Raw genomic sequence first — 23,154 nt, forward strand, 5'->3', positions numbered from 1 at the left:
TGTTTTTATCGTAGCCTTCATCGCAAATATCGGCAAAGAAAAAAGAGGCGTTACTTTGCGCCATTTGCGTTTATTTATCTGAGAAAAAGATGGAGAGTCCAATTGCAGGGCTGTCTCAGTTCGCCAAACCGACCACTTACCCAATACCACAGAGTCAGACGAGTAGGAAAAAATCCAATTACTAAAAAGGAGTCTTCAGGTGCTACCTCGCCATATTTAATCCCATCGGTGGGCGTAACCTCCCAAGGGGTGTCGGTGTCTTTGACCAATAGCTGAGAACGATGGTAGATGTCTTTATACTGCAAAGGTAAAGCAAAGATGGAGTAAACATGATGCTCACCAAGCCAAGGCTTGGCGACAACTTTGATGGGATGAAACTTCAAACTCTTGGATTTACTTAAGTTGTCTGACATGGTTGGACATAGAGCAAGGTTGGCATCAGAAGAAGTTGTTTGCGATGGGTCTTGTATAGACCACACAATCATTGTGGCAATACTTCCTATTGTTAAAGCTATAAAAGTAATGAATAGGAATTTCTTTTGACCAGCAGATTTCTTCATTAACAGGGTTCAAGGCGAGTTAATAATAAAGCGATCGCATCAATATATTTCTGCAACTCCCTTGACGGAAGATTACTATTATTAATGATGATACTGAAAATGACTTCACGATGATTTTGAGGATTAGCATATCCTGACAATGCAATCGCACCTGTTAACGTTCCTGTCTTAGCTTGAATTAATCCTTGGGCAGAAGTATTTTTAAATCGATTAGTCAATGTGCCATCGACATTAGAGATTGCTAAAGATTTACGAAAGTTCTGATCGCTCGCCACACTTTGCAAAAGTTGAACAATCGCTCTGGGAGTTGTTAAATTGCGACGTGATAGACCAGAACCGTCGGCGAGCAAAGTATAGGCTGGAGGGGTATTGATAGATTGCAAATACTTGTTAATCGCTATCATGCCACCAAGCAAATTGTCATCGGGCATATTTTCATTAAGACGATCTCCTAAAGCTCTTAATAGCAATTCTGCGTAGAGATTATTGCTGTCTTTGTTGGTTGTAATGATTAATTGAGAGAGAGGTAGTGAGTAAGCGATCGCTAAATCTTGAGTAGGTGGAAGCCTTTTGGAAGTGTTAGTAGAAATATTTTGAGAAACCGTAATGCCCTGTGCAGCTAGTTCCTGACGCAATAAATCTAAAAAATTAGCTTCTGGATTGGGAATAGCCACGCCACCTATTTCTGGCTCTGACTTTTCAGGTATTACACCAGAGATGATCAGAACTTTTTGACCATAGGGGCGAACAACTTTTAAGCTGTAATTTGAATCGGCTGTACCTGTAATTGCTTGATTCTCTACAAGCCAATCCTTAGCCAATTCAGGAGTGTCCCATGTAAAAATTGCAGGTTTGCCAGTTGTGTCTGGGCTAACAGTCCAGTTGATAGCATTTTCATTAATCGTAAAAGGAGATGCGATCGCTGCATAATATTCCTGTAAATCAGACCATTCCCAGCTGCTCGCAACTTCTGCGCCTTTGTGAGATGTTAAAGTCCAAATTCCACCATTAATCTGCTTTACACCTTTATTTTTAAGTTGAGTTACTAGCGATTTTAAACCAGTCGCCGAGCGAAAGCTAGGATCACCTGAGCCAACAAGCCATAATCCATTTTCTAACTCTCCTTTAGTATTTGGCAAATTGTGCGACATCAAACGGGTAGCAAAACGATAGTCTGCTCCCAATGTTTTTAGAGCGATCGCAGTTATGAACAATTTGGCATTTGATGATGGGATAAAGTAGCGATCGCCATCAAGATTAGCTAATGTTTGCGGCTTAGTCTCATTGGTTTGCACAAATACACCAACTCGCGATGGTTGCAATTTAGGTGACTGAGCGACTTTTTCTACCTCTTTTTGTAATTGTGCGGGGCAGAGACGATCACTATTTGCATAAGCAGGAATAGCCGTAATTAAAGAAATCACAACTAGAGCGATCTTAGTGAATATTGTGTTTCTCAATGGACAAACTGACTAGAACAAGATAGGCAACAGATTAGCATAAAAAACAAGAAAAAACTTTGTAAAGTAATGCTCATCAAATGTTCAGGATAATCTATTAATCTAAAATCCAAAGATAAATTCTATATTCACGATTGCCAACTTTAATTGTTTCAGTTTGATTAGGAGGTAAATCTCCTAAATCATATTCATTGGAAATAATTCTTGTTCCCTTCTTTAATTTAGGTAAAATTTCGGAACGTACACGAAGGTTTGCTTGTGGTAGAAGGTATAGCGTAATTACGGTTGCATCACGCAAATCTGTTTTAAAAAAATCTTGTTTAATAAATTGAATGCGATCGCGAATTTTTGGTGTTTTGGCGATCGCCAATTTTGATTCTCGATCAGATTCTCTAATTAATTCAGGATCAATCTCGATACCGATGGCTCTTGCGCCAAACTTTTGGGCAGCAGCAATCACGATTCTGCCATCGCCACTACCTAGATCATAAACAACGTCATTCTTATTTACCTTTGCCATCTCCAGCATTTTCAGTACTACTTCTGGGGGCGTTTGTAAATATGGAGCGTCGGGAATCCTCTCTGGCTCTATGTCTTTCGGCGCTATGGGGGGAAGTGACGGGAGTGGGTTACTCTCTAATTGATTACTTGGCGATGGCGATTTATCAATAAAAAGAGAATTGCAAGCTAACAAGGTTGATGATGTGATGAAAGCAATCAAAATAAACCTAAATAACCCAAATAAAATTCTCATATTTAGATTTGGCCAAATCCTAGCTTTTGTAAAACTGCCTCCTGAGCCTCTGGTTGTTGGCTATAGGCAAAGCCCCAAGGCATTTGAATTGGTAATAAAGGTAATAACTGATCTAAAGTATAAGGACTTCCATAGAGAACTATTGCTTGCAGTTTATGCTCCAATGTCAAGTCGGTAACTAAATTTTTAATCTTTTCATACAGGTTGGTATTGCCACGAAATGGATTACCGCGACTAAAGATTTGGATAAATATTTTCGGAAATTGGTCGTATTTTAGATTGTCTAATGTTAATCCATCTGCCACAATGCGCTGATAGCCATTATTTTTTGGTAATAACACCGCAGGCGATCGCGCATTGAGAAACTCTTCGCAGGTCAGTGGATCGTCAACAATAATCAAATTCAAATAATTTGCTTCTAAATGCTCTTTAACATTGTCAGGATGAAGATTTGAGAGCGTGGAATAAACATTAATGGATTTGGTAGCGATTGACTTAGCAATTCCTAGATTCAGCGGATTACCAAGTTTTTTTAGATTTGGAGGAATACCGCAAACTTTTTGTTTCGCCTTCCAAATTCTTTGGACAGATGCTCGAATTTGATCTCGATGTATTTCCTTGGATTCCACCGCTTCACATACAGCATGAATTGTAGCGATCGGATCGACAGGCATCAATAAAATATCCACACCTGCTTTTATGGCTTGCACAGCGATCGCTTCAGGGCTACCCAAATTAGCAATGCCTGACATGATCAGTGCATCCGTGGTGATAATCCCCTCAAAACCTAATTCAGTTCGCAAAATCCCCGTAATAATATGATGCGATAAAGTAGCGATATTTTTGCGATCAAAGGCAGGTACTAAAATATGCGCAGTCATAACCGCATCCACACCCGCCGAGATCGCATTAATAAAAGGTGGAAACTCAACATTCTCAAATCTTAGGCGATCGTGAAGTAGCGTTGGTGTTTGTAAATGTGAATCTACCGATGTATCACCATGTCCAGGAAAATGCTTAGCTGTAGTCAGGACAGGATATTGCTTTGCACCCGCAATAAATCCCCTCGTCGCTCCCATCACCTCACCAGCGGTAATCCCAAAAGCTCGCACATTAATTACTGGATTTTCAGGATTATTGTTAACATCAACAATCGGCGCAAGTAACCAATTGATGCCGATCGCTAAAGCTTCCTCCGCAGTGATTTTACCCATCGCCTCGGCATATTTCATGGAAACCGCTTGCAATGACATTGGTGGCGGAAACCATGTCGCACCACTAAAGCGTTGCCCGACACCTTCTTCAATATCAGCGGCAATCAACAAAGGTACTTTTGCCCATGATTGCATTTGCTGCGTTTTTAGAGCAACCTCAGGTGCACTACCACCCAGCAAAATTACACCGCCAACACCATAGTCACTAATCAGAGCTTGTAATTTCGCATTGGGCAATTCCCACTGCGGATACTGAATTTGATGATCATAAAGCATCCCACAAGCTCGAACTACCAGCATTTGAGAAACTTGCTCAATGAGGCTAAGACTATCAATATCAGGTAAGTTGATTGGCGACATAAATTAACTAAAAACTATCATGGGTAGCAATATGTGGCGCTTCGCGCCACATATTGCTAAAACTCTAATGCAAAATCTTTGCGGGTCATTGGTTGAGGGACTTCTAAGCCCTCACCGCCAATATATTTTAACGGCTTACCTTCCACGGACAAAAAGACTTTTGCATCGGGTTCTAAAGTCGTAGCTGTGTATAAAACCTGAATAATCCTTCCCTGCATTGAAGCAGAGCCACCACCTTGGGTGAAATCCTTAGATAAATCAATCCGAATTTCCTTGTTTTTTGTTGTCGCGCTCAAGACTTTGGTGTTTTCAGGAATGGCGCTATAAAGCTCCGATTCAGGAGGCTTTTCGGAAATCAACATTTTGATCACTGAGCCGATCGCCTCATCATTACTTTTGGCTTTAACTGCGATCGGCACAGCGATCAGTTTATTTTTACTAGACTCGATCCAATAAACAGCCAACTGACCATCCACGGCTCTGGTTGCAGGTGGTGGAGATTGGGTTACTTGGTTGATACTTGCTGGTGCTGATGATTGGGGATTAGGCTGATTATTAAAAGTGCCATGCACAAGCACTGCCGCACCAGAGCCGCCGACAACCGCCGCCGCTACTAGCCCAAACCAAGTACTTTTGCTTAAAACTGGAATTTTCATAATTTCGCTCTTCATCGTTGATTAAGTTTGCATAATACTATTGACGCAAACAAACGCGAGTTAGCTCCTTAATCTATTTTATAGCAGCTTAAAGTCCAAAAAGATGTCAGTCAGAAGTCCTGTTAATTCCTTTTTCTTAAGCAAAAAACTCTTAATAAGTAGAAATGCTTAATTAAATGTAGGATTCTTTAGTGCAACGTAACGCATCAATTAGACATCAACTATGGGTTACGCGATCGCCAACCCATCCTAAATTTAATTCCAACAACTTATACCAATTCACAGAAGTGTGACAACACTTCTGTGAATTAAAATGCAACCCCTGTAAGGGTTTTAAAAACATAAAGTGGCTACGCCACTTTGTGTTTTGGTATTACTGAGAGCAATTAGTGGTGTTGGAATTTTTGTCTTAGGGCGGTCACTACTTCGGGAGTTACTAAATGCCCAATTTCACCACCAAAACGAGCAATTTCACGAACCACGCTACTGCTCAAGAAGCTATATTCATTGGAAGTAGATAGAAAAACCGTCTCGATATCATTAGCCAAGGTTTTATTGGTATGTGCCATCTGTAATTCCAATTCAAAATCTGAAACTGCTCTTAATCCTCGAATTAAAACCTTTGCTTGCTTGAGATGGGCATAGGTGACAGTTAGCCCTGTAAAGGTGTCAACATCGACATTATCTAAGTGTTGCGTTGCTTGACTAATTTGGAGCATTCTTTCCTCCATCGTAAATAGAGGATTTTTATTTGGGTTTCTTAAAACAGCGACGATAACGCGATCGAATAGATGACTACCGCGCTTAATAATATCGATATGTCCAAGGGTAATAGGATCAAAACTACCTGGATAAATGGCAATCAATGCAGTCACCGACTAGCTATAGAAAGCGATTATAACAGCGCAAAGCTCCTAAAAATAAGCCACGCTTTGCGTGGCTTATTTTTAAAGGCTGCTGGAACCAAGATATTTGCCGATCGCGGGTGAATAGATCTCATAAATCATCGTGATTGGCTCGCCCCCATGCCACAACAAGTAATGCCTACCCCAATAAGTATCAATCTCAGGATAGCCAAAAGCTTCAGCTAAGTTGGGACAATGTCCTTTATAAATACCTTTGAGATCACGGTAAAGCTCTGTGTACTTTTGGTTAAGGCTGACCCAAATTGGCAGAGATGGATCTTTGAGGTATTTTTGCATCGTTGCCTCAGACCACCAAGAGGTTGCATGGGAAAATATCTCTCCAGTTTGCTGCGATCGCAAAAAGATCTGACGGCGAATTCGAGGTGCTGCGATCGCGGTAATATCCGATGGAGCATTGTCATCACTCTCCCCTATTGAAGTCATGGCAACCACATCTACGGAGATTTCCGATTGAGTCAATAGCTGTAAATGTCGAGTTGGTGCGCCATCGCCCATCAAGAACATTTGCCAAGTTGGAGATAGCAGGTTAAATGGCAAACCTTTCCGAATGTCGGCTTCGCTGCCTTGCCACATCGGCTCTTCGATGCAATTCCATGCTGAGATGATTCCCCTATTGAGAGGTGGATTTGCAGTACTGGCTGCACTTGGAGGAGAAGAAAGAGGAGAAGAAAGTTTCATACAGGATTTATCTTAACAATCCGTAACATATTCTTTATTGTAGTCCAAACCAAAAGAAACTCACTACGTGAGTTTCTTTTGGTTTACAAGTATTAAAAGAGAATTGCGGCGCTTTGTGCCGCAACTCTCTTTTGATACTCAAGACATTCTCAGTAATCTTATTTGAGCAACAATGAAAATAGCAGGAATGATTCGCCCGTAATTAGTGGCGATCGCTCTCCAACCTAGATCAGCAAAAAACAAGCCCCAGAGCGCAGGTGTAATCACCGAAAACACAGTCCGCGCTGCCGTATATTGAGTAGCCGCCACAGCCATTCCCCGTTTCGCAAGATAGGTAGACACATAAGCATTTAAACGAGTTGCGATCGCTGTCCCACCTGCTTTGAGCACCTCATAACCAACTTGATAAGATGCAAAATGCCATGCCATTTGTCGGGCGATCGCAGTTAGTACGGCTGAACGAATCACTGTACTAACTGCGATCGCACTGCCACCTTTAACCAATAAGCTCATAGGATTGCGCTGGGCATCAAGAGGCAAAGACTTTTGTAAATCTGACTCAGTGAGCGCTGCTTGCATCGAATCATCAATACTAGAACGCTCTTGAGGTGAGAGCTTTTTCCATGAATTACTAATTAGATTCAGAAATAATTCTGATTCGATATCTTCGATGGTTTGATTTTTAGAATATTTGATATTTAGATGCTGGCATACACGCTCTAGAACTTCTCGATAGCTGACATTACTAGTTTTGCGTCGTAAAACCGTGATTCCATCGGCGGCTAGAAATTTGAAACGTTTTGCGATCGCCTCAATCAGCTCATCGCGATCCCAGCTTTGTAATTCTTTAACGGGCGGAGTAGCAAAATAATCTAGGGGATTGAACTTGCGCCGAAAAAGGATATCCGCAATTTGGGATAACTCTTCATCGGTTGCCAACGCTAGCACATCGCTTAACTCGTCCATTGCCCCATCCATTGATTTGTGACGAACAGTATAACAAGCTTACCAAAGTTAAGTTTAAAAGATTCTAGTAGTGACGACTTCAAGTCATAATACCAAAATACAAAATGGCAACGCCATTTTGTGTTTTGGTATTATGAACTGCTCCGAAAGACTACTGTTTTCTTATTTCTTACTCCTCCAGAATTGGGGGCTAGGGGGCGATTAATTATTGACTTAAGCAGATGAACATAATTAATTACAAATCTAAACCCAAAAGTTTGTGCCCCACAGAGGCACAAACTTTTGGGTTTAGGTAATTTATTCTGTAGAGATACTTATAGCTGGGATGCAGTGTTTAGATCGAACTAAATTAAGAATTGCGAATACAGATTTAATAGACCTGTTGGTGGATAACAAGTAAAGCAGCTGAAATTTTTACCCATCCTCGGCTTCAATTCTTTTGACATAAAGCCGTTAAAATCCTTGCTCAGATTGGCTTTTGAGGGTTTTCGAGCTTATTGCCCAACAAGTCTAGCATAGATAAAAAACTAACTTTACTATAACTTTACTTCTTGTTATTTCCTAATTATTTCAATATAATTTCGTTGTTTGTAAAGGATTAAAGCTAAATCTAGTTTTACTCTTTTCTCGGTCAAGCAATAGCGTTGCGGGGCTTTGCCCCGCAACGCTATTGCTTGGTTTTATATATCTTCTTTAGTGAGAAGGGCGTAGTCATTAGTTGAGTGGATGGAAACCTAGTCAAGTAGATAAGCGATCACGATAATTTCTATAGAAATTCATAGTCTTTGCTTTTCACCATTCCTTCGTTATATCAACATCTGTCTTAAGTATTTATTTCTCAATCAATCTAAAAACAATATGCCTATTACCCTATCGTCTCCCAAAGTGTCATCAGCCAGTTACTCTACCAGCCCAGCGTCGCCGACTAGATCTTGTAAAGTCAGGACTCTCATTGTTTTTGACAGTCGCGTTGAAGATCTGGACATTCTTTACAAAGCATTACTGTCTGATACCATTGCCTATACCATTACAGCGCAAGAGGACTCTCTTAATATCATCACGCAGTTGTTGGCAGAGACGGGAACGAGGCAGCTAGTAATTGTTGCTCATGGCGAATCTGGGGTGGTTCACATCGGTGCTAATCCACTGAATATCGAACAGATCGAGCAAAGATCTCATCTGTTACAGAAATGGGGCGTGGAAGAAATTGCGCTTTATAGTTGCGAAATTGCTAAAGGCGATCGGGGTTTGAGCTTTGTTGGCAAGTTGGGTGAATTGACGGGAGCTAAAATCGCTGCGGCCTCTAATGTTATCGGCTCGAATAAATTAGGTGGAAGTTGGGATTTAACTGTAACAGTTGGAGACATCAATTCGCCATTCGTATTTGATTCCCATATTTTAAACACTTTCCCACAAATCCTGCCCATTTCAATCAATGGCTTTACAGAGTCGGTCTACTTTTCTGGTTTGCCAACTTCGACTGGACTAACCATCGATCCGTTAACAAGAAATATTTTTATTGCGGACGGTACTTCTACAAACGGAATCCTACGAAAAATCGATTCAAGTAAAGTACTCTCAACAGTTACGAATGACTTCACTCCTGGTGTTGGTATCTACCCATATGTGGCAACTGATATTCAGTTTGCGAACGGATTTGTTTACTCTTCTTTGTCAGATGGTGGGCTGGTTCAGATAAATGTTATTACGGGGGCTTCACAGATTCTCACATCCTTTCCAAATTTTGGTGTTGAATCTGGATTGGATATTAAGAATAACAAGATATATGTTACCGATGGGGAGGGATCGAGTAATCAACTTTGGGAGTTTGATTTAACAACAGGGCTATCAACACCCAAAATATCTGGTCTACCACCTTCCGCCTATGGATTTGAATATGACGCAACCCAAAACAAGTTTTATTTTGCCGCGAATGGCAATAGCTTTTATCGAGCAGATCCTCAAACTGGCACATATCAGCTTCTTTCAACTGCATCAACTGGATTAGGGAATTTTGCGATCGATCCAACTGGAAATTATTTATATGCCAGAGTTGGTTCTGACATTCTTCGCATCTCTACTGCCGATGGTTCATCCATTCCATTTCAAACTGGACTGGTTGCTGACAGTATGGGTGACTTGGCTTTTGGCCCTTCTTCGTCGGGAGTTGGAACTAGTCTTTATATTGTTAATGGGAATAACATTGTTGAAACCTCTGGATTTAGTTCTGGATCTAGTATCACACCTCAACTATCGTTGACAGCGGGTATTAAACCCATAGAAGGCAGCAGAAACGGCATCTTTACGATCAATCTTGACTCTCCTGCCCCAGTCGGCGGGCTAGTGGTCAATTTCACCACCACGGGTAGCACTGCCACGGCAAACTCCGACTATATCTTCACCGCAGGAACTGGAATTGCTGCCTTAACTAATAATACTTTCACGATCGCTGCGGGAGCCACCAGCGCCACACTTAATGTTGTAGCTGCTGCGGATAATGTTGTCGATCCCAGCGAAACCGTCATCCTCAACCTCACTGCTGGATCGGGCTATACCCTCAGTAGCAGCAACAGCGTGACATTTTCTCCCAGTACTAATTTTGGTGCGGGAGGTTTTCCAACGTCCGCGTACGTTGGGGACTTCAACGGCGATGGTAAATCTGACTTAGTGGTGACGAATGTTGGCAACAACAGCATCTCCTTACTGCTGGGTACTGGCACTGGTAGTTTCAGCTCACCCACAAATTTTGCTGTAGGGGTTACTCCCAATTCAGCGATCGTTGGAGATTTCAATGGCGACGGCAAATCCGACTTGGTAGTATGGAACACTTTCAGCAATAACTTCTCAGTACTATTCAGTACAAACACTGGCAGCTTAAGCTCCCCCACAAATTTTTCTGTGGGATCTGGTCCGAGTCCCAATTCAGTCAGTGTAGGAGACTTTAATAGTGACGGCAAATCGGATTTAGTAGTGGCGACCCCAGGAGTTAATAGTGGTGTGTCCGTGCTATTGAGTACAGGCACTGGTAGCTTCAGCTCCTCCACAAGCTTTCTTCAAGGATTTAGTCCCTCTTCCATGACCGTAGGAGACTTCGACGGTGATGGTAAATCTGACTTAGTGATGGCAAACGCTGGTGGCAACAACAGCGTGTCCGTATTATTGGGCACTGGCACAGGCAGTTTCGGCGTACCCACAAACTTTTTCGTAGGATTTAGTCCGTCTTCCATGACCGTAGGCGACTACAACGGCGACGGCAAATCTGACTTGGCAGTAGTGGCAAATGCTGGCATTAGCAGCAGCGTGTCCGTGCTACTGGGCACTGGCACTGGCAGTTTTGGGTTACCCATGAACTTTTTCCTAGGATTTAGTCCCGCTTCTGCGATCGTCGGCGATTTCGATGGCGACGGTAAATCTGACTTAGTGGTGACAAATCCCAGTAGCAACAGCACCTCCGTGCTGCTTGGCACTGGCACAGGCAACCTCATCTCCACTGCTAACTTAACTATTGGGACTTCTTTTGCCCCCGTGACTGTAGGAGACTTTAATGGCGATGGCAAATCTGACTTGGCAGTGGCGAATGCTAGCGACAACAACGTCTCTATTTTGCTCAATAATACTATCCCGACAGCTACTGCTACTCTGACAATTCTTGATAGCAATCGTGCGCCGACCCTACAGGCTTTACCATTCGGGAGCTACGCCGACACCGCTAACTCAGACTACTTTGCACCAATTACTGGTACGCTCTTCGGTTCTGACCCCGATCTTAATGCCACACTCACATACGGCATCGCTGGGGGCAGTGTGAGTAATGGTATTACATCAACCCTAGCAGGCAACTACGGAACCCTCAGTCTAAATACATTTACTGGAGCCTACACCTATACCCCCAATGCGATCGCAATTAATGCCCTGAGTGCCAATGCTGCCGACAACTTCTATTTTACCGTCAATGATGCTAGCCTGAGCGCATCCCAGCTCTTTACCATCAACATCAATGGCGTAAACGACAGACCGACAATCTCAGTTCCATCTTCTTTTACTGTTATGGAAGATAAGGCTTCCAGCCTCATCTTTAGTGGCTCCACCTTCTTCGATGTTGATAGTAACCTGACTGTTACTCTTGCGATCGCGGATGGCACGATATCGGGCATTAGTAGTAGTGGTGGCGTTACTGTTGGTGGGACTGCCACCGCTCGCACTTTCAGTGGCAGTCCAAGTCAACTGAATGACTACTTCATAGCAGGCAAAGTCACCTACACCACGGCGCTCAATAACAACACGACCCGCACGCTTTCAGTGAGTGTCAGTGATGGCGAATTCAATTCCTCTACTACCAGTACCATCAACATCACGCCTGTCCCAGACATCACGCTTACGGCTGGTCTACTCCCTGTAGAAAACGGCAACAACGGCACCTTTATAATTAATCTCGACTACCCTGCTCCAGTCGGCGGATTAGTGGTCAATTTCACTACCACAGGCAGCACCGCCACTGCCACCACCGACTACACCTTCACCGCAGGAACTGGAATTGCAGCATTAACTGCCAACACTTTCACCATCGCCGCAGGAGCCACCAGCGCCACACTCAATGTTGTGGCTGTTGCAGATGCTGTCAACGATCCACTTGAAACCATCACCCTCAACCTTAGTTCTAGTTCGGGTTTGACCAACGCTGATTTTTCCCCCAGTGCCAATTTTGGCGCTGGGATTGGTCCATCGTCCATAAGCATAGGAGACTTCAACGGCGATGGCAAATCTGACTTGGTAGTGGCAACCTCTGGTAGCAATAGCATCTCTGTGCTATTGGGCACAGGCACTGGCAACTTCAGCTCGCCTACTAACTTTTCTGTTGGGCAGACTGCCCAATCCGTGAGCGTGGGAGACTTCAACGGCGATGGCAAATCTGACTTGGTAGTGACAACCTCTGGTAGCAGTGTCTCCGTACTATTGGGCACAGGCACTGGCAACTTCAGCTCCTCTACTAACTTTGCCGTTGGGTCTAGCCCCTATTCCGTGAGCATAGGAGACTTCAACAGCGACGGCAAATCTGACTTAGCGGTGGCGAATGCTGGTGGCAGTGGCAGTGTTTCCGTGCTCTTGGGTACTGGCACTGGCAGTTTCGGCGCTGCCACGAACTTTGCGGTAGGGACTTCTACCAGATTCGTGAGTATAGGAGACTTCAACGGCGACGGCAAAGCTGACTTGGCAGTGGCGAACTATATTGGTAACAGCGTCTCTATACTTCTGGGCACAGGTACTGGCAGCTTCAGTTCTCCCACCAATTTTGCCGTGGGAGCTTCTCCCGTATCTATGACCGTAGGAGACTTCAATAGCGATGGCAAATCTGACTTAGCGGTGGCGAATGCTGGCGGAAGTGGTAGCGTCTCCGTGCTCTTGGGTACTGGCACTGGCAGCTTCGGTGCTGCCACCAATTTTGTTGTGGGGTACAATCCTACTTCCGTTACTGTAGGAGATTTCAACGGTGACGGCAAATCTGACTTGGCAGTGGCAAACTCTGGTAGCAACAGTATCTCCGTATTATTAGGTACAGGCACTGGCAACTTCAGCTCCCCTACGAACTTTGCCGTAGGAGATCTACCCAGATCGATAACTGTAGGAGACTTCAATAGCGATGGCAAATCTGACTTGGCAGTGGCGAACCTTTTCAGCTCCAATGTTTCAGTTCTGCTGAATAATTTTATCCCCGCTAGTGCTAGCTTGACGATTCTTAATAACAATGCACCGACCCTACAGGCGTTAACATTCGGAAGTTACACTGATACCGCTGACTATGACTCTTTTACCCCGATTACTGGTGCGTTGGTTGGTTCTGACCCCGATGTTGGTAACACACTTACCTACAGCATCGCTGGGGGCACTGTCAGTGGCTCTATATCAACCCTAGTAAGCAGCTACGGAACTCTGAGCTTAAATACATCTACTGGAGCCTACAGCTACACACCTAACACCACAGCAATTAACGCTCTGAGTAACAATGCTGACGACAACTTCTCTTTCACAGTCAGCGATGGGAGTCTGAGTGCAACCCAGGTATTTACCATCAACATCAACGCTGTCAACGATGCGCCTACTGGCTCTGCTACAGTTTCGTTGGCAAACGGCGCAGAAGACACCACCTATACCATTAATGCCTCCGACCTATTACAAGGATTCACCGATATAGAGGGAGATACTCTCTCAGTTTCCAACTTGACCGCTAACAATGGTTCCTTGATTGACAACCTCAATGGTACATATAGCTTCACGCCCAATGTCAATTACAACGGTACGGTCAACCTTTCTTACAGCGTAATTGATGGTAATGGAGGCTCTGTAATCGCATCTAAATCCTTCAGTTTAGAAGTTGTAAACGATGCTCCAACTGGCTATGCCACAGCTTCGCTACTAAACGGTACTCAGGATGCCGCCTACACCGTTAGTGTCTTGCAACTGCTGCAAGGGTTCTCCGACCCAGACATTGCGACAAATGGTCAAGTCCTCAGCATTGCGAATCTTACTGCTAGCAACGGCATCGTCACGCTCAATAATGATGAAAGCTACACGATCGCCCCGACGGCTAACTTCATCGGAGCCGTGACGCTGACCTACGACGTTACCGATAACAATGGCAGCACGTTGACGGGGCAAACTCTTACCTACTCAGTAATCGATAACATTCCTCCAACCGTCACCATCACCAGCAATAAAGCCAACTTCAAAGCGGGTGAATTTGCGATCGCAACGTTCACATTCTCCGAGGTGCCAACTGACTTCACCAGTTCTGACATCACAACCAGTGGTGGAACGCTTACAAATCTCGCAGTCGATCCAAACAACGCAAAAGTATACACTGCTACTTTCAACCCAATTGCTACAAATAGCTTGAGCGGTGCGATCGAGATCGCATCCAACACTTTCACTGATGCTGTTGGGAACAACAACCTTGCAAGTAACTCCATCGCCTTTAGTGGTGATACTTTGATTTCTGTACCAACTCTGGCGCTGGCGGTTGACTCAGACTCAGGTATCTCTAGCAGCGACATGCTCACTAACGCAGGAATTCTGACCGTCAGTGACTTGGAGAGTGGTGCGAGTTGGAAATACAGCGTCAATAACGGTACAAGTTGGACATCTGGCGTTGGTAATAGTTTTACACTCACTGGTGATGGAACGAAGAGCGTGTTGGTGCAGCAGACCGATCTCGCAGGCAACGTCTCCAATAATTCCGCCCCATTCATCTTCACCCTAGATACTGCCGCACCGTCCAAAACCGCCGCGATCGCCAGCATGACAAAGGACACGGGGACTTCCTCAATAGACTTCATTACAAATGACGGCACCGCAGGTCGCACTTACAGCGGCACCCTATCGACAGCACTTGTCAGCGGGAGCGAAAGCCTTCAGGTCTCTGTTGATGGAGGCATAACTTGGTCTACCAATGCCCTCGTCAGTGGCACGAATTGGACGTTCGTCGATAATAATACTCAGTCAAGCAATTGGACGATTCAGACTCGGGTGGTTGACAATGCTGGCAATGCTGGTGCGATCGCCAGTAAAGCCATTACCCTCGATCAACAAATTTCAGCTGCCAGTACGATTACCCTTGACCTGCTAGCAACGAGTGATTCTGGTGTCAGTAATACAGATAACATCACGAACAAAACATTACCCACATTCGCTGTCACCTTCGATCCTACAAAAGCACAAGCAGGGGATATCGTTGAGATCCGCAAGGGCGCTCTTGTCCTTGGCTCTACAACGCTTGATACTACTCTGGCTAACGCTGGCACAGTCAATGTGACGCTGACCACCACCCTCAGTAACGGCTTAAATACACTTTCTGCTGTTCACCGCGATATTGCTGGCAATAGTGTCACAGGTTCTACCTCTCTTGCAGTTACTCGCGATACCACAGCGCCAGCAGCCCCAGTCTTGGGTGGATACACATCGACAAGCGTTAACGGAACGACAGAGGCAAATGCAACCATCAAGTTTTCTACGAGTGCCAGTTCACCGTCGAGCTTTGCAGGGGCTGCGGCTACAGCTCTCGCTAGTGGCAACTATGCGATCGCAACCTCGGGACTGACTGGTTCTGTCGGTGGTACAAGTTACTATCTCTATGCTGAGGATGTGGCAGGCAACTTGAGTTCTGCCAGTAGTCAGCGGGTGATAGTTGGTACTTCTGGTAATGACATTCTAACTGGGGGGGCAAGTGGTAGCGACCTCTTGGTTGGTGGTAACGGAATTGATAAGGCTCAATACGCAGTTGCAAGCAACGCGATCGCTCTGACAGGTCAGATTACATCAACAACGGGAAGCATCAATATTAGAACTGCCAATATTGACGTTCTGACTGGTATCGAACAGATTAATTTCACAGGTTCTGGCTATACAGGAATCGGAAATGGAAACAACCAGTTAAGAGGCTCTATTCAGTCTTCTCTAGGAAACAACTCAATTGCAGCCTTTACTGGTGTTTATGATGCCTTGTCAGGAAGCTTCTCATTTGGCATGGCAACCCCAAATGCGACTCTAATCGCCTTCGATTCCAATTCGGGAAGCGGCACGAATTATGAGGCTTTCCTGCTCCTTAATAAGAGCACGATCAGTGGCAACACAGCATTTGGTGGCGGAACTTTGAGCTTGGCTAATCTTTAAACTCTATAGCTAGCCTTAATACCAAAACACAAAGTGGCAAAGCTATTTTGTGTTTTTAAAACCCTTACAGGGTTTGGCTTTTAATTCATAGAAGTGTTGTCACACTTTTGTGAATTGGTATAACGTGCCAGATGTTAAGGTTAGCAACATCATTAGAGATTATTCAAGTTTTAGCTTTTTCGCAGGGATTAACATTATAAAACACCAAAATTGGTTTCATAATGTTAATTCTTGGCTTTTTAGATCTCAACTCCAGCTTGAAAAATCTGATTTGCAGTAAGCTTTAATTCGGGGAAAGCTTGAGAAATAATGCGTTCATCATCACGAAACTTAATAATTTGATATTCGCCCTCGACCAAATTACAAAAGGTTTGGGGCATAGCTATTAGGCTTGGCTGACTATGAAAAATATTGTAATCCGCAATAAGATCTGCGATGTTTTGCACAGCAGATCTTATTGAATCTGTTGGCTTTGCAGTTGTTCGATTTCGCGGATAACTCTGGCTTGGCTGGACATTAAATGATTACTAAGAGCCGTGAAAGCCGCTTCGTAATCTCGTTTTACGATCGCTTCATAAATTTGACGATGCTCCGAGCGGATCTCTAAAACCTTGAGATTTTGTTGCACTGTCTGCATCCGCAATAATGCCATTTTGTCGAATAGCTGATCGAGGAGCAAAGCTAGCCAAGGATTGCCCGAACATTCCGCGATCGCTCGATGAAATTGGTAATCGATATGTAGTAACTGGTAGCTTGTCAGCTGATTTGGCTGCTGGGCGATCGCTTTTTCTGCTTGCTGAATCGCCAACTCAATTTTTGCTAACTGCTCAGCAGTGGCATTTTTACAGGCTTCTAAGACTGATTCTTGCTCTAGTACCAAACGACAACGATAGAGATGTTTAGCATCAGCAGTCGAGAAACTGACCACCCGAAGATTGCCATTTTCATCGGTTATAACAAGCTGCTCTTGCTGTAACTGCTGTAGTGCCTCACGTATTGGTGTACGGCTAACTTGTAATTTCTCGGCAATTTGGGTCTCTACTAAACGTGAGCCAGCTAAAAATTCCCCTGACAAAATAGCTGAGCGCAAAACCTGATAGGTTTGCTCACGCAAAGATTGTGAACGTTGGATGGGACGAGGTGATGAGAGCAACAATCAGAAATCTCCTAAAATCTGTGTGAATAATTCTCTGCGATTTTGACTATAAAAGGATCAGCAGAAATCATGAGAATTTTTTGGCTTTTCGTAAAGTTTGTAAGTACCGATATCGTAATTAAACCCCAGATCAAAAACTTGTGATGCCCATTAGGCAAGCATAAGTTTTAAGATTTTATATTTAATTGCGTCAGCTTACTTAATCATCGAAATAATCATTCTTCAATACAGACAAGAATCTTAATCCTATTGTTTCTTGATTTTTAGATAAATTCATGAAGCAACTTCGCCTGAAAATCGAATAAAAGTACCATATTAATTACAAATATGTGTATACAGTATATTGTATTCATAGCTTCCTGCTTAACATATCTTTAAGGAATAATCTGAGCCATGATAGCGATAGTTCCCAAATTAGCGATCAATTGCGATCGCCTTGATCGCAGTCTTGCTGAACTTGCCACAATTGGCAAGCTGCCCAACGGTGGAGTGTGCAGACTTGCTTTTTCTGAAGAGGACATACTGGCTCGTAAATTGATCAAAACTTGGATGCTAGAAGCAGGAATGTCTGTACGCAGTGACGCGGTTGGCAATATCATCGGTACTTATGCAGGAACAGAATCAGGAACAGCAGCTTTGGCGACAGGATCGCACATTGACACCGTCCCAGTGGGAGGCAGGTTCGATGGTTGTCTCGGCGTTTTGGCGGGAATCGAAGTGGCGAAGGTATTTCAAGAAAGCCAGATACGGCTGCGTCATCCCTTTGAAGTAATAGTTTTTTCTGATGAAGAAAATAGTGTGATTGGCTGTAAAGCGATCGCAGGCAATGCTCCAACTGATCCTGAACGTTATCGTCGTAAAGATGGCACATCAATTCAAGATTGTTTAAAAAATGTTGGTGGTGATTGGGATAAGCTCCATACTGCTAAACGCGATCGCCATGAAATTGCGGCGTTTATCGAACTCCATGTTGAGCAGGGCGGCGTACTTGAAGCATTAGATAAACAAATCGGCGTAGTTACAGGTATCGTCGGTCAATATCGCTTTATGGTGACAATTATTGGTCGTCCCAACCATGCAGGCACAACGCCAATGCATATGCGAAAAGATGCTCTCGTTGCGGCTTCTCAACTGGTATTAGCAATCAATCGCCTTGGTGTAGAAACGAAGGGTGAACAAGTTGCTACTGTAGGACATATGACTGTTTCGCCTAACGCAACTAATGTTGTGCCAGCCCGTGTAGATATGAGCATTGATTTGCGCGACCTCTCTGAAGAGAATCTGCAATATTTAATCGCGCAGATTGAGAAAGAATGTGAGGCGATCGCGCAAAATACAGGTACAGAATTTACCATTGAGCAGAAGCTGCATGTGCTGCCAACTCCAGCTAATTCCGAATTAATGGAGGCGATCACTAACGTCTGTCAAGAACTCAAACTTAGTTACGATTACTTACCTAGCCGCGCAGGACATGACGCTCAAGAGATTGGACGTTTTACGAATATGGGCATGATTTTTGTTCCCAGTCTCGATGGTATTAGTCATTCGCAGGATGAATATACTTCACCAGAGCAATGCGCTCAGGGTGCAAATGTTTTGTTACATACGCTTTTAGTGATCGATAAAACTCTGTAATACCAAATACAAAATGGCGTAGCCATTTTGTATTTTAAAGCCCAGTAATGCAAAGCGCCTGCGTAGCAGGCGCTTTGCATTTTATCTCAAAAGATGAGAAGCGCCGCTTCTCATCTTTTGAGGTTCTCGATGAATATCCAAGTTTGTAGAACCTCGGCAACAGTCCAAGCTTGAGCAATACAACCTCGCGATCGCATCGGGGCATCACCATCAAAGATCTCACTCAAACTACCTAAACCTCCAGCTTGCAGATGATGAGACATTGGCTGGAGTATTGCATGAGCCTGTTCGGGATTTTGATAGACCCGCAGATGACTCCGCACAAATGCGCCCAGCAACCAGCCCCATACTGTTCCTTGATGATAAACACTGTCCCTTTGATAGGAATTACCAGCATAATGTCCGCAATAGTCAGGATGTTCAGGGGATAGCGATCGCAATCCGTAGGAAGTAAGTAGCGATCGCCCACATGTATCCACAATACTTTTTTGTTGAACTTCAGTTAATAGTGGCGAAATGGGCAGAGATACAGCAAAGATTTGATTGGGACGCAGAGTATCATCGTTAAACGCTTTGCCGTCTGAATTTAGAACATCATAGCAATAACCAGTTAATGGATTCCAAAACTTCTGAAATCCGATTCTGGCTTGATCTGCGAGTTTCTCATAACGATCATGGGGTTTGCCAATCTTTTGCGCGATCGCAGACATCGTCGCAAGGGCGCAATACCAAAGCGCATTAATTTCTATGGGCTTACCAATGCGAGGCGTGACTACCCAGTCACCAATCTTGGCATCCATCCAAGTTAGTTGTACTCCCGATTCACCTGCATAGAGCAAGCCATCACTATCGAGATGGATGTTGTAGCGAGTACCTTGGCAATGCCAATCGATAACTTCTTCGAGAGCAGGAAAGAGTTGATGTAATAATTGCTCGTTGCCAGTTGCCGCGTGATAGGCACGGATTGCCTCAAAGTACCAAAGCGTGGCATCAACAGTGTTGTATTCTGGCATTTCTCCGACATCGGGGAAACGATTCGGCAGCATTCCACGATCTAGATATTGGGCAAAGGTGAGTAAAATGGAACGCGCAATTTCAGGACGACCCGTTGCTAACGTCAATCCTGACAAACTAATCATCGTATCTCTTCCCCAGTCAGAGAACCAGTGATATCCAGCAATAATCGTTTTGCCATTATCTAGCTCTGGACGATCCACAATAAATTGATCGGCTGCTAGCACTAAATGCTCGATCCAATCTGGTGCAGACTGAGTTGAAATTTTGGAGGAATAATTTAAGGAATAGAAAGAGTACCAAGTATCTAACAATTTCGCATCGCGATCGCGCTCTATTTGTAAAGCGAATTTACCATCTAAGGAAGCACTAGCAGTCGTGCTCGCAATAATAGTTAAAGCCTCGCCCACTTCCAGTTTTACTTCAAAAGTAACAACATGAAGATGATCTTCGCGATCGCTTAATCCGCGTTCTCTTTCTATCGCTAGCTCGAATCCCTTATACCAATCATGAGCAAGCGTGAAATTACCGCGATCGCATAGTAAATAGAATGGAGTTGCGGTCGGGAAAGCCCTAATACAAACTCCTTTCTCAATGCGATCCACTTGCATTTGCCAATTGCCGCCAATGGTACTGCCGTGGTAATCACGATAGTTAACTAATGCTTTAATTGAGAGTGTTATAGGAGAACTACCACGCTCTAGAGCATACTGAATATAGGTAGTATTTTGTCCATGCTGCATCCATATCCGCTTTTGGAGTATTGCATCAGCACAGGCAAAGCTCCATTTGGGTATAGTTCCTTCTAATGCGAAACTTTCAATATTTTGATAGCCTGATGGTTCAACAGTTCCATCTGCCCAACGATTAGTATGAAGAGGATAATGCCGATCCCTATATCTTACAGTTTCATCTAATTTTGAGAGCAAGAGCGATCGCTCTAATGGTGGTTTGAGTGCGCCTACCAATAATCCATGATAGCGACGGGTCAACATTCCTGAAATCGTACCAGAGGCATAGCCACCAATGCCATTAGTCACTAGCCATTCATATTCTTCTGATTTAGTGCGATCGCCACAAATCTCTCTTCCAAAATTAATGCTCATTATTTACATATTTTTACTGGATCTCAATTCACCCTAACAGATTTGGTTAATCGATACCTGTGCTTATGATAAAGGATTCATTAAACATTTTAGAAATTTCTATAGGGCTATCCTCAGCAAAAAATTATTTATAGCAATGTAATACCAAAACACAAAGTGGCTACGCCACTTTGTGTTTTTAAAACCCTTACAGGGTTTGCTTTTTAATTCACAAAAGTGTGACAACACTTTTGTGAATTGGTATAAGGTTTGCTTAGAACAACCCAAAAGATGAGTGGCGGCGCTTCGCGCCGCCACTCATCTTTTGGGTTTTGATGTAATACCAATTCATAAAAGTGTGTCGGCACTTTTGTGAATTGGTATAAATTCTATAGAATATAGTTCATGACTTCTAGAATATTCTAGTTTTGGCGATTGATTTCTTGTTGAATCCATTCGTCAACGGGTTGACCATCTTTACGAGTGAGTTCAATCTCTACCATTACAGAAGAAACTGCACCAACTGGAGCCATTTTTTGATGGAAACGAATTACATAATCTTTAGGATTATGATTGCGTTCCTTGAGCCAGTCTTGAACTTTGAGTTCTGCAAAGACTGACTGACCTTGCTCAAACATCCTTGCAACCTGCATTCTGATCGTAAAAGGATTGACTTGTGGCATAAAAAACTCCATCTATAACAAGTGACAAAAAATTCCGTCTGTAGTTATTTTTTTAATACAAGATAGTACAACTCACCGTCGCCTTTGATTAATCCAGCCCTTTGTTTAGCCCGATCGCCTGTTCCCATAAAAATGTCCACTCGTCCCGCACCGCGAATCGCGCCGCCAGTATCTTGATCAAGCGCAAAGCGTTGAACTTGACGCAATTCGAGCTTGCCAGTGGTGGGATTTTCAAACGGAATTTCAGTGCGGATTAGGGCAATGCCGCCAGAGGGAAAGATCTTTTTATCAGTAGCGATCGATCGCTCTGCACTAACTGGCGCACCGAGACTACCCGTCGCAGGTTTACCATTGGTTTCGCGGAAAAAGACAAAACTGGGGTTGCGATTGAGATACTTAACTAAATCTTGGGGATTTTTTTGAAAATATTCAATCAGTGTCTGCAAAGTCACATCTTCAAGACGCATTTTGCCATCTCTGACTAGCTCTGCACCAACCGAACGATAAGGCTGATCGGTTTTGCCTGCATAACCAACTGTTAATAAATTACCATCGGGTAACTCAAACCTTGCAGAGCCTTGGACATGAACTAAGAAAGCTTGGAAGCGATCGCTTAACCATACAATTTCTAAACCTGCCATTTGCTTACTCCCTTCAAGCATGGCTCGGGTGGGGTGGGGCGATGTCCATTGAGCAAAGTCAGTTGGCAGGCTATAAAGCGGGTATTTAAACTCGTCAGTACGAGTACGGCTGGCTTTGTACAATGCCTCGTAATAGCCTGTAAACTGAACGCCGCCATTGCCATCACGCCCTACCGACTGATAAAGATCAAATTCACGATTTACAGCTTGCTGGAGATCTTTGGCTGTGCGAGACACTTGTACGAGCCTACGAAATCGCACCAAACTGCGCTCCATGAGATCTTGACTAATTCCTGCGATCGGATAGCGCTTTGCAGCAGATGGGGTGCGAATGTACTGAATACTATGGTCGATCGCTTGCAGGAGATTTTGGCGATCGCTCTCTAATAGATCATCGGTGAGATCAAGGGCGAGAGGGTTAACTGCACGCGGCGGGATTGGTACTATGGCTTGAGCAAGTTTGAGTTCTGCTGCTTCGGCTGGTCTTTGAAAATCGGTTTGCATATAGCATGGTGGTACAGCACAGATCAAGCCGACCCAAGTTGCAAATAAGATATCCCCACCACGATGCAAGGTTGAAACCCAAGATTTCTGAGCTGGAAACCCCTTTTTTCTGCCTAATAAATCGTATTTACTTTTACCGAACCTATGGGAACCAATCACCCTTGAAAACTCCTCACTAAATAATCCTATGTTCGATCA

13 protein-coding genes and 2 pseudogenes are annotated in these 23,154 nt (G+C 43.9%); 2 read left to right on the plus strand and 13 right to left on the minus strand.

The window, feature by feature from the left end:
• Positions 1–74: 74 nt before the first annotated feature.
• The 8 genes and pseudogenes from CQ839_RS13855 to CQ839_RS13890 all read right to left on the minus strand — a co-directional run bounded on the left by CQ839_RS13855 (position 75) and on the right by CQ839_RS13890 (position 7,574).
• Complete coding sequence (locus CQ839_RS13855; protein WP_103668874.1) at positions 75–560, minus strand: hypothetical protein; 486 nt, start codon at positions 558–560, stop codon at positions 75–77.
• Entirely contained in the window at positions 560–2,020 is a 1,461-nt protein-coding gene (gene dacB / locus CQ839_RS13860) for a D-alanyl-D-alanine carboxypeptidase/D-alanyl-D-alanine-endopeptidase (RefSeq protein ID WP_103668875.1), read from the minus strand. Before dacB ends, CQ839_RS13855 begins: the two co-directional genes overlap by 1 nt.
• A gap of 97 nt (positions 2,021–2,117) precedes the next feature.
• Positions 2,118–2,774, minus strand: coding sequence for a methyltransferase domain-containing protein (locus tag CQ839_RS13865; RefSeq protein ID WP_103668876.1), 657 nt, complete (start codon positions 2,772–2,774; stop codon positions 2,118–2,120).
• Between the two features lie 2 nt (positions 2,775–2,776).
• Positions 2,777–4,348, minus strand: coding sequence for a glycoside hydrolase family 3 N-terminal domain-containing protein (locus CQ839_RS13870; RefSeq protein ID WP_103668877.1), 1,572 nt, complete (start codon positions 4,346–4,348; stop codon positions 2,777–2,779).
• Positions 4,349–4,404: 56 nt separating this feature from the next.
• Complete coding sequence (locus CQ839_RS13875; RefSeq protein ID WP_103668962.1) at positions 4,405–5,004, minus strand: GerMN domain-containing protein; 600 nt, start codon at positions 5,002–5,004, stop codon at positions 4,405–4,407.
• A 389-nt stretch (positions 5,005–5,393) separates the two neighbouring features.
• Positions 5,394–5,870 (minus strand): annotated as a pseudogene (gene coaD / locus CQ839_RS13880) (pantetheine-phosphate adenylyltransferase); the annotation flags it as partial.
• Between the two features lie 81 nt (positions 5,871–5,951).
• Positions 5,952–6,608 (minus strand): chorismate lyase, encoded by a 657-nt coding sequence (locus CQ839_RS13885; protein ID WP_103668878.1) that lies wholly within the window; start codon positions 6,606–6,608, stop codon positions 5,952–5,954.
• A 138-nt stretch (positions 6,609–6,746) separates the two neighbouring features.
• A complete protein-coding gene (locus CQ839_RS13890; RefSeq protein WP_103668964.1) occupies positions 6,747–7,574 on the minus strand; it encodes a YaaW family protein in 828 nt (275 codons plus the stop codon).
• 858 nt (positions 7,575–8,432) lie between these two features.
• On the opposite strand from CQ839_RS13890, the gene CQ839_RS13895 reads away from it, so the two are divergent.
• On the plus strand, positions 8,433–16,238 hold the full coding sequence (locus CQ839_RS13895) for an FG-GAP-like repeat-containing protein (RefSeq protein WP_103668879.1): 7,806 nt from the start codon (positions 8,433–8,435) through the stop codon (positions 16,236–16,238).
• A 239-nt stretch (positions 16,239–16,477) separates the two neighbouring features.
• Here the strand turns inward: CQ839_RS13895 and CQ839_RS26035 are convergent.
• Positions 16,478–16,603: pseudogene (locus tag CQ839_RS26035) on the minus strand (Uma2 family endonuclease); the annotation flags it as partial.
• Between the two features lie 89 nt (positions 16,604–16,692).
• Entirely contained in the window at positions 16,693–17,394 is a 702-nt protein-coding gene (locus CQ839_RS13905; protein ID WP_103668881.1) for a GntR family transcriptional regulator, read from the minus strand.
• Between the two features lie 393 nt (positions 17,395–17,787).
• On the opposite strand from CQ839_RS13905, the gene CQ839_RS13910 reads away from it, so the two are divergent.
• Positions 17,788–19,029 carry a Zn-dependent hydrolase gene (locus tag CQ839_RS13910; RefSeq protein WP_103668882.1) on the plus strand — a complete coding sequence of 414 codons (1,242 nt, stop codon included), beginning with the start codon at positions 17,788–17,790 and terminating at the stop codon, positions 19,027–19,029.
• Positions 19,030–19,139: 110 nt separating this feature from the next.
• On the opposite strand, the gene CQ839_RS13915 is transcribed toward CQ839_RS13910, so the two are convergent.
• From CQ839_RS13915 to CQ839_RS13925, 3 genes are all read right to left on the minus strand, one after another.
• Positions 19,140–21,149, minus strand: a complete 2,010-nt coding sequence (locus CQ839_RS13915) for an amylo-alpha-1,6-glucosidase (protein WP_103668883.1) — start codon at positions 21,147–21,149, stop codon at positions 19,140–19,142.
• Between the two features lie 401 nt (positions 21,150–21,550).
• Complete coding sequence (locus CQ839_RS13920) at positions 21,551–21,811, minus strand: hypothetical protein (protein ID WP_103668965.1); 261 nt, start codon at positions 21,809–21,811, stop codon at positions 21,551–21,553.
• Between the two features lie 44 nt (positions 21,812–21,855).
• Positions 21,856–23,115 (minus strand): murein transglycosylase A, encoded by a 1,260-nt coding sequence (locus tag CQ839_RS13925; protein ID WP_219817783.1) that lies wholly within the window; start codon positions 23,113–23,115, stop codon positions 21,856–21,858.
• Positions 23,116–23,154 lie beyond the last annotated feature (39 nt).

The sequence above is a fragment of the Pseudanabaena sp. BC1403 genome, from assembly GCF_002914585.1.
GTDB lineage: Bacteria > Cyanobacteriota > Cyanobacteriia > Pseudanabaenales > Pseudanabaenaceae > Pseudanabaena.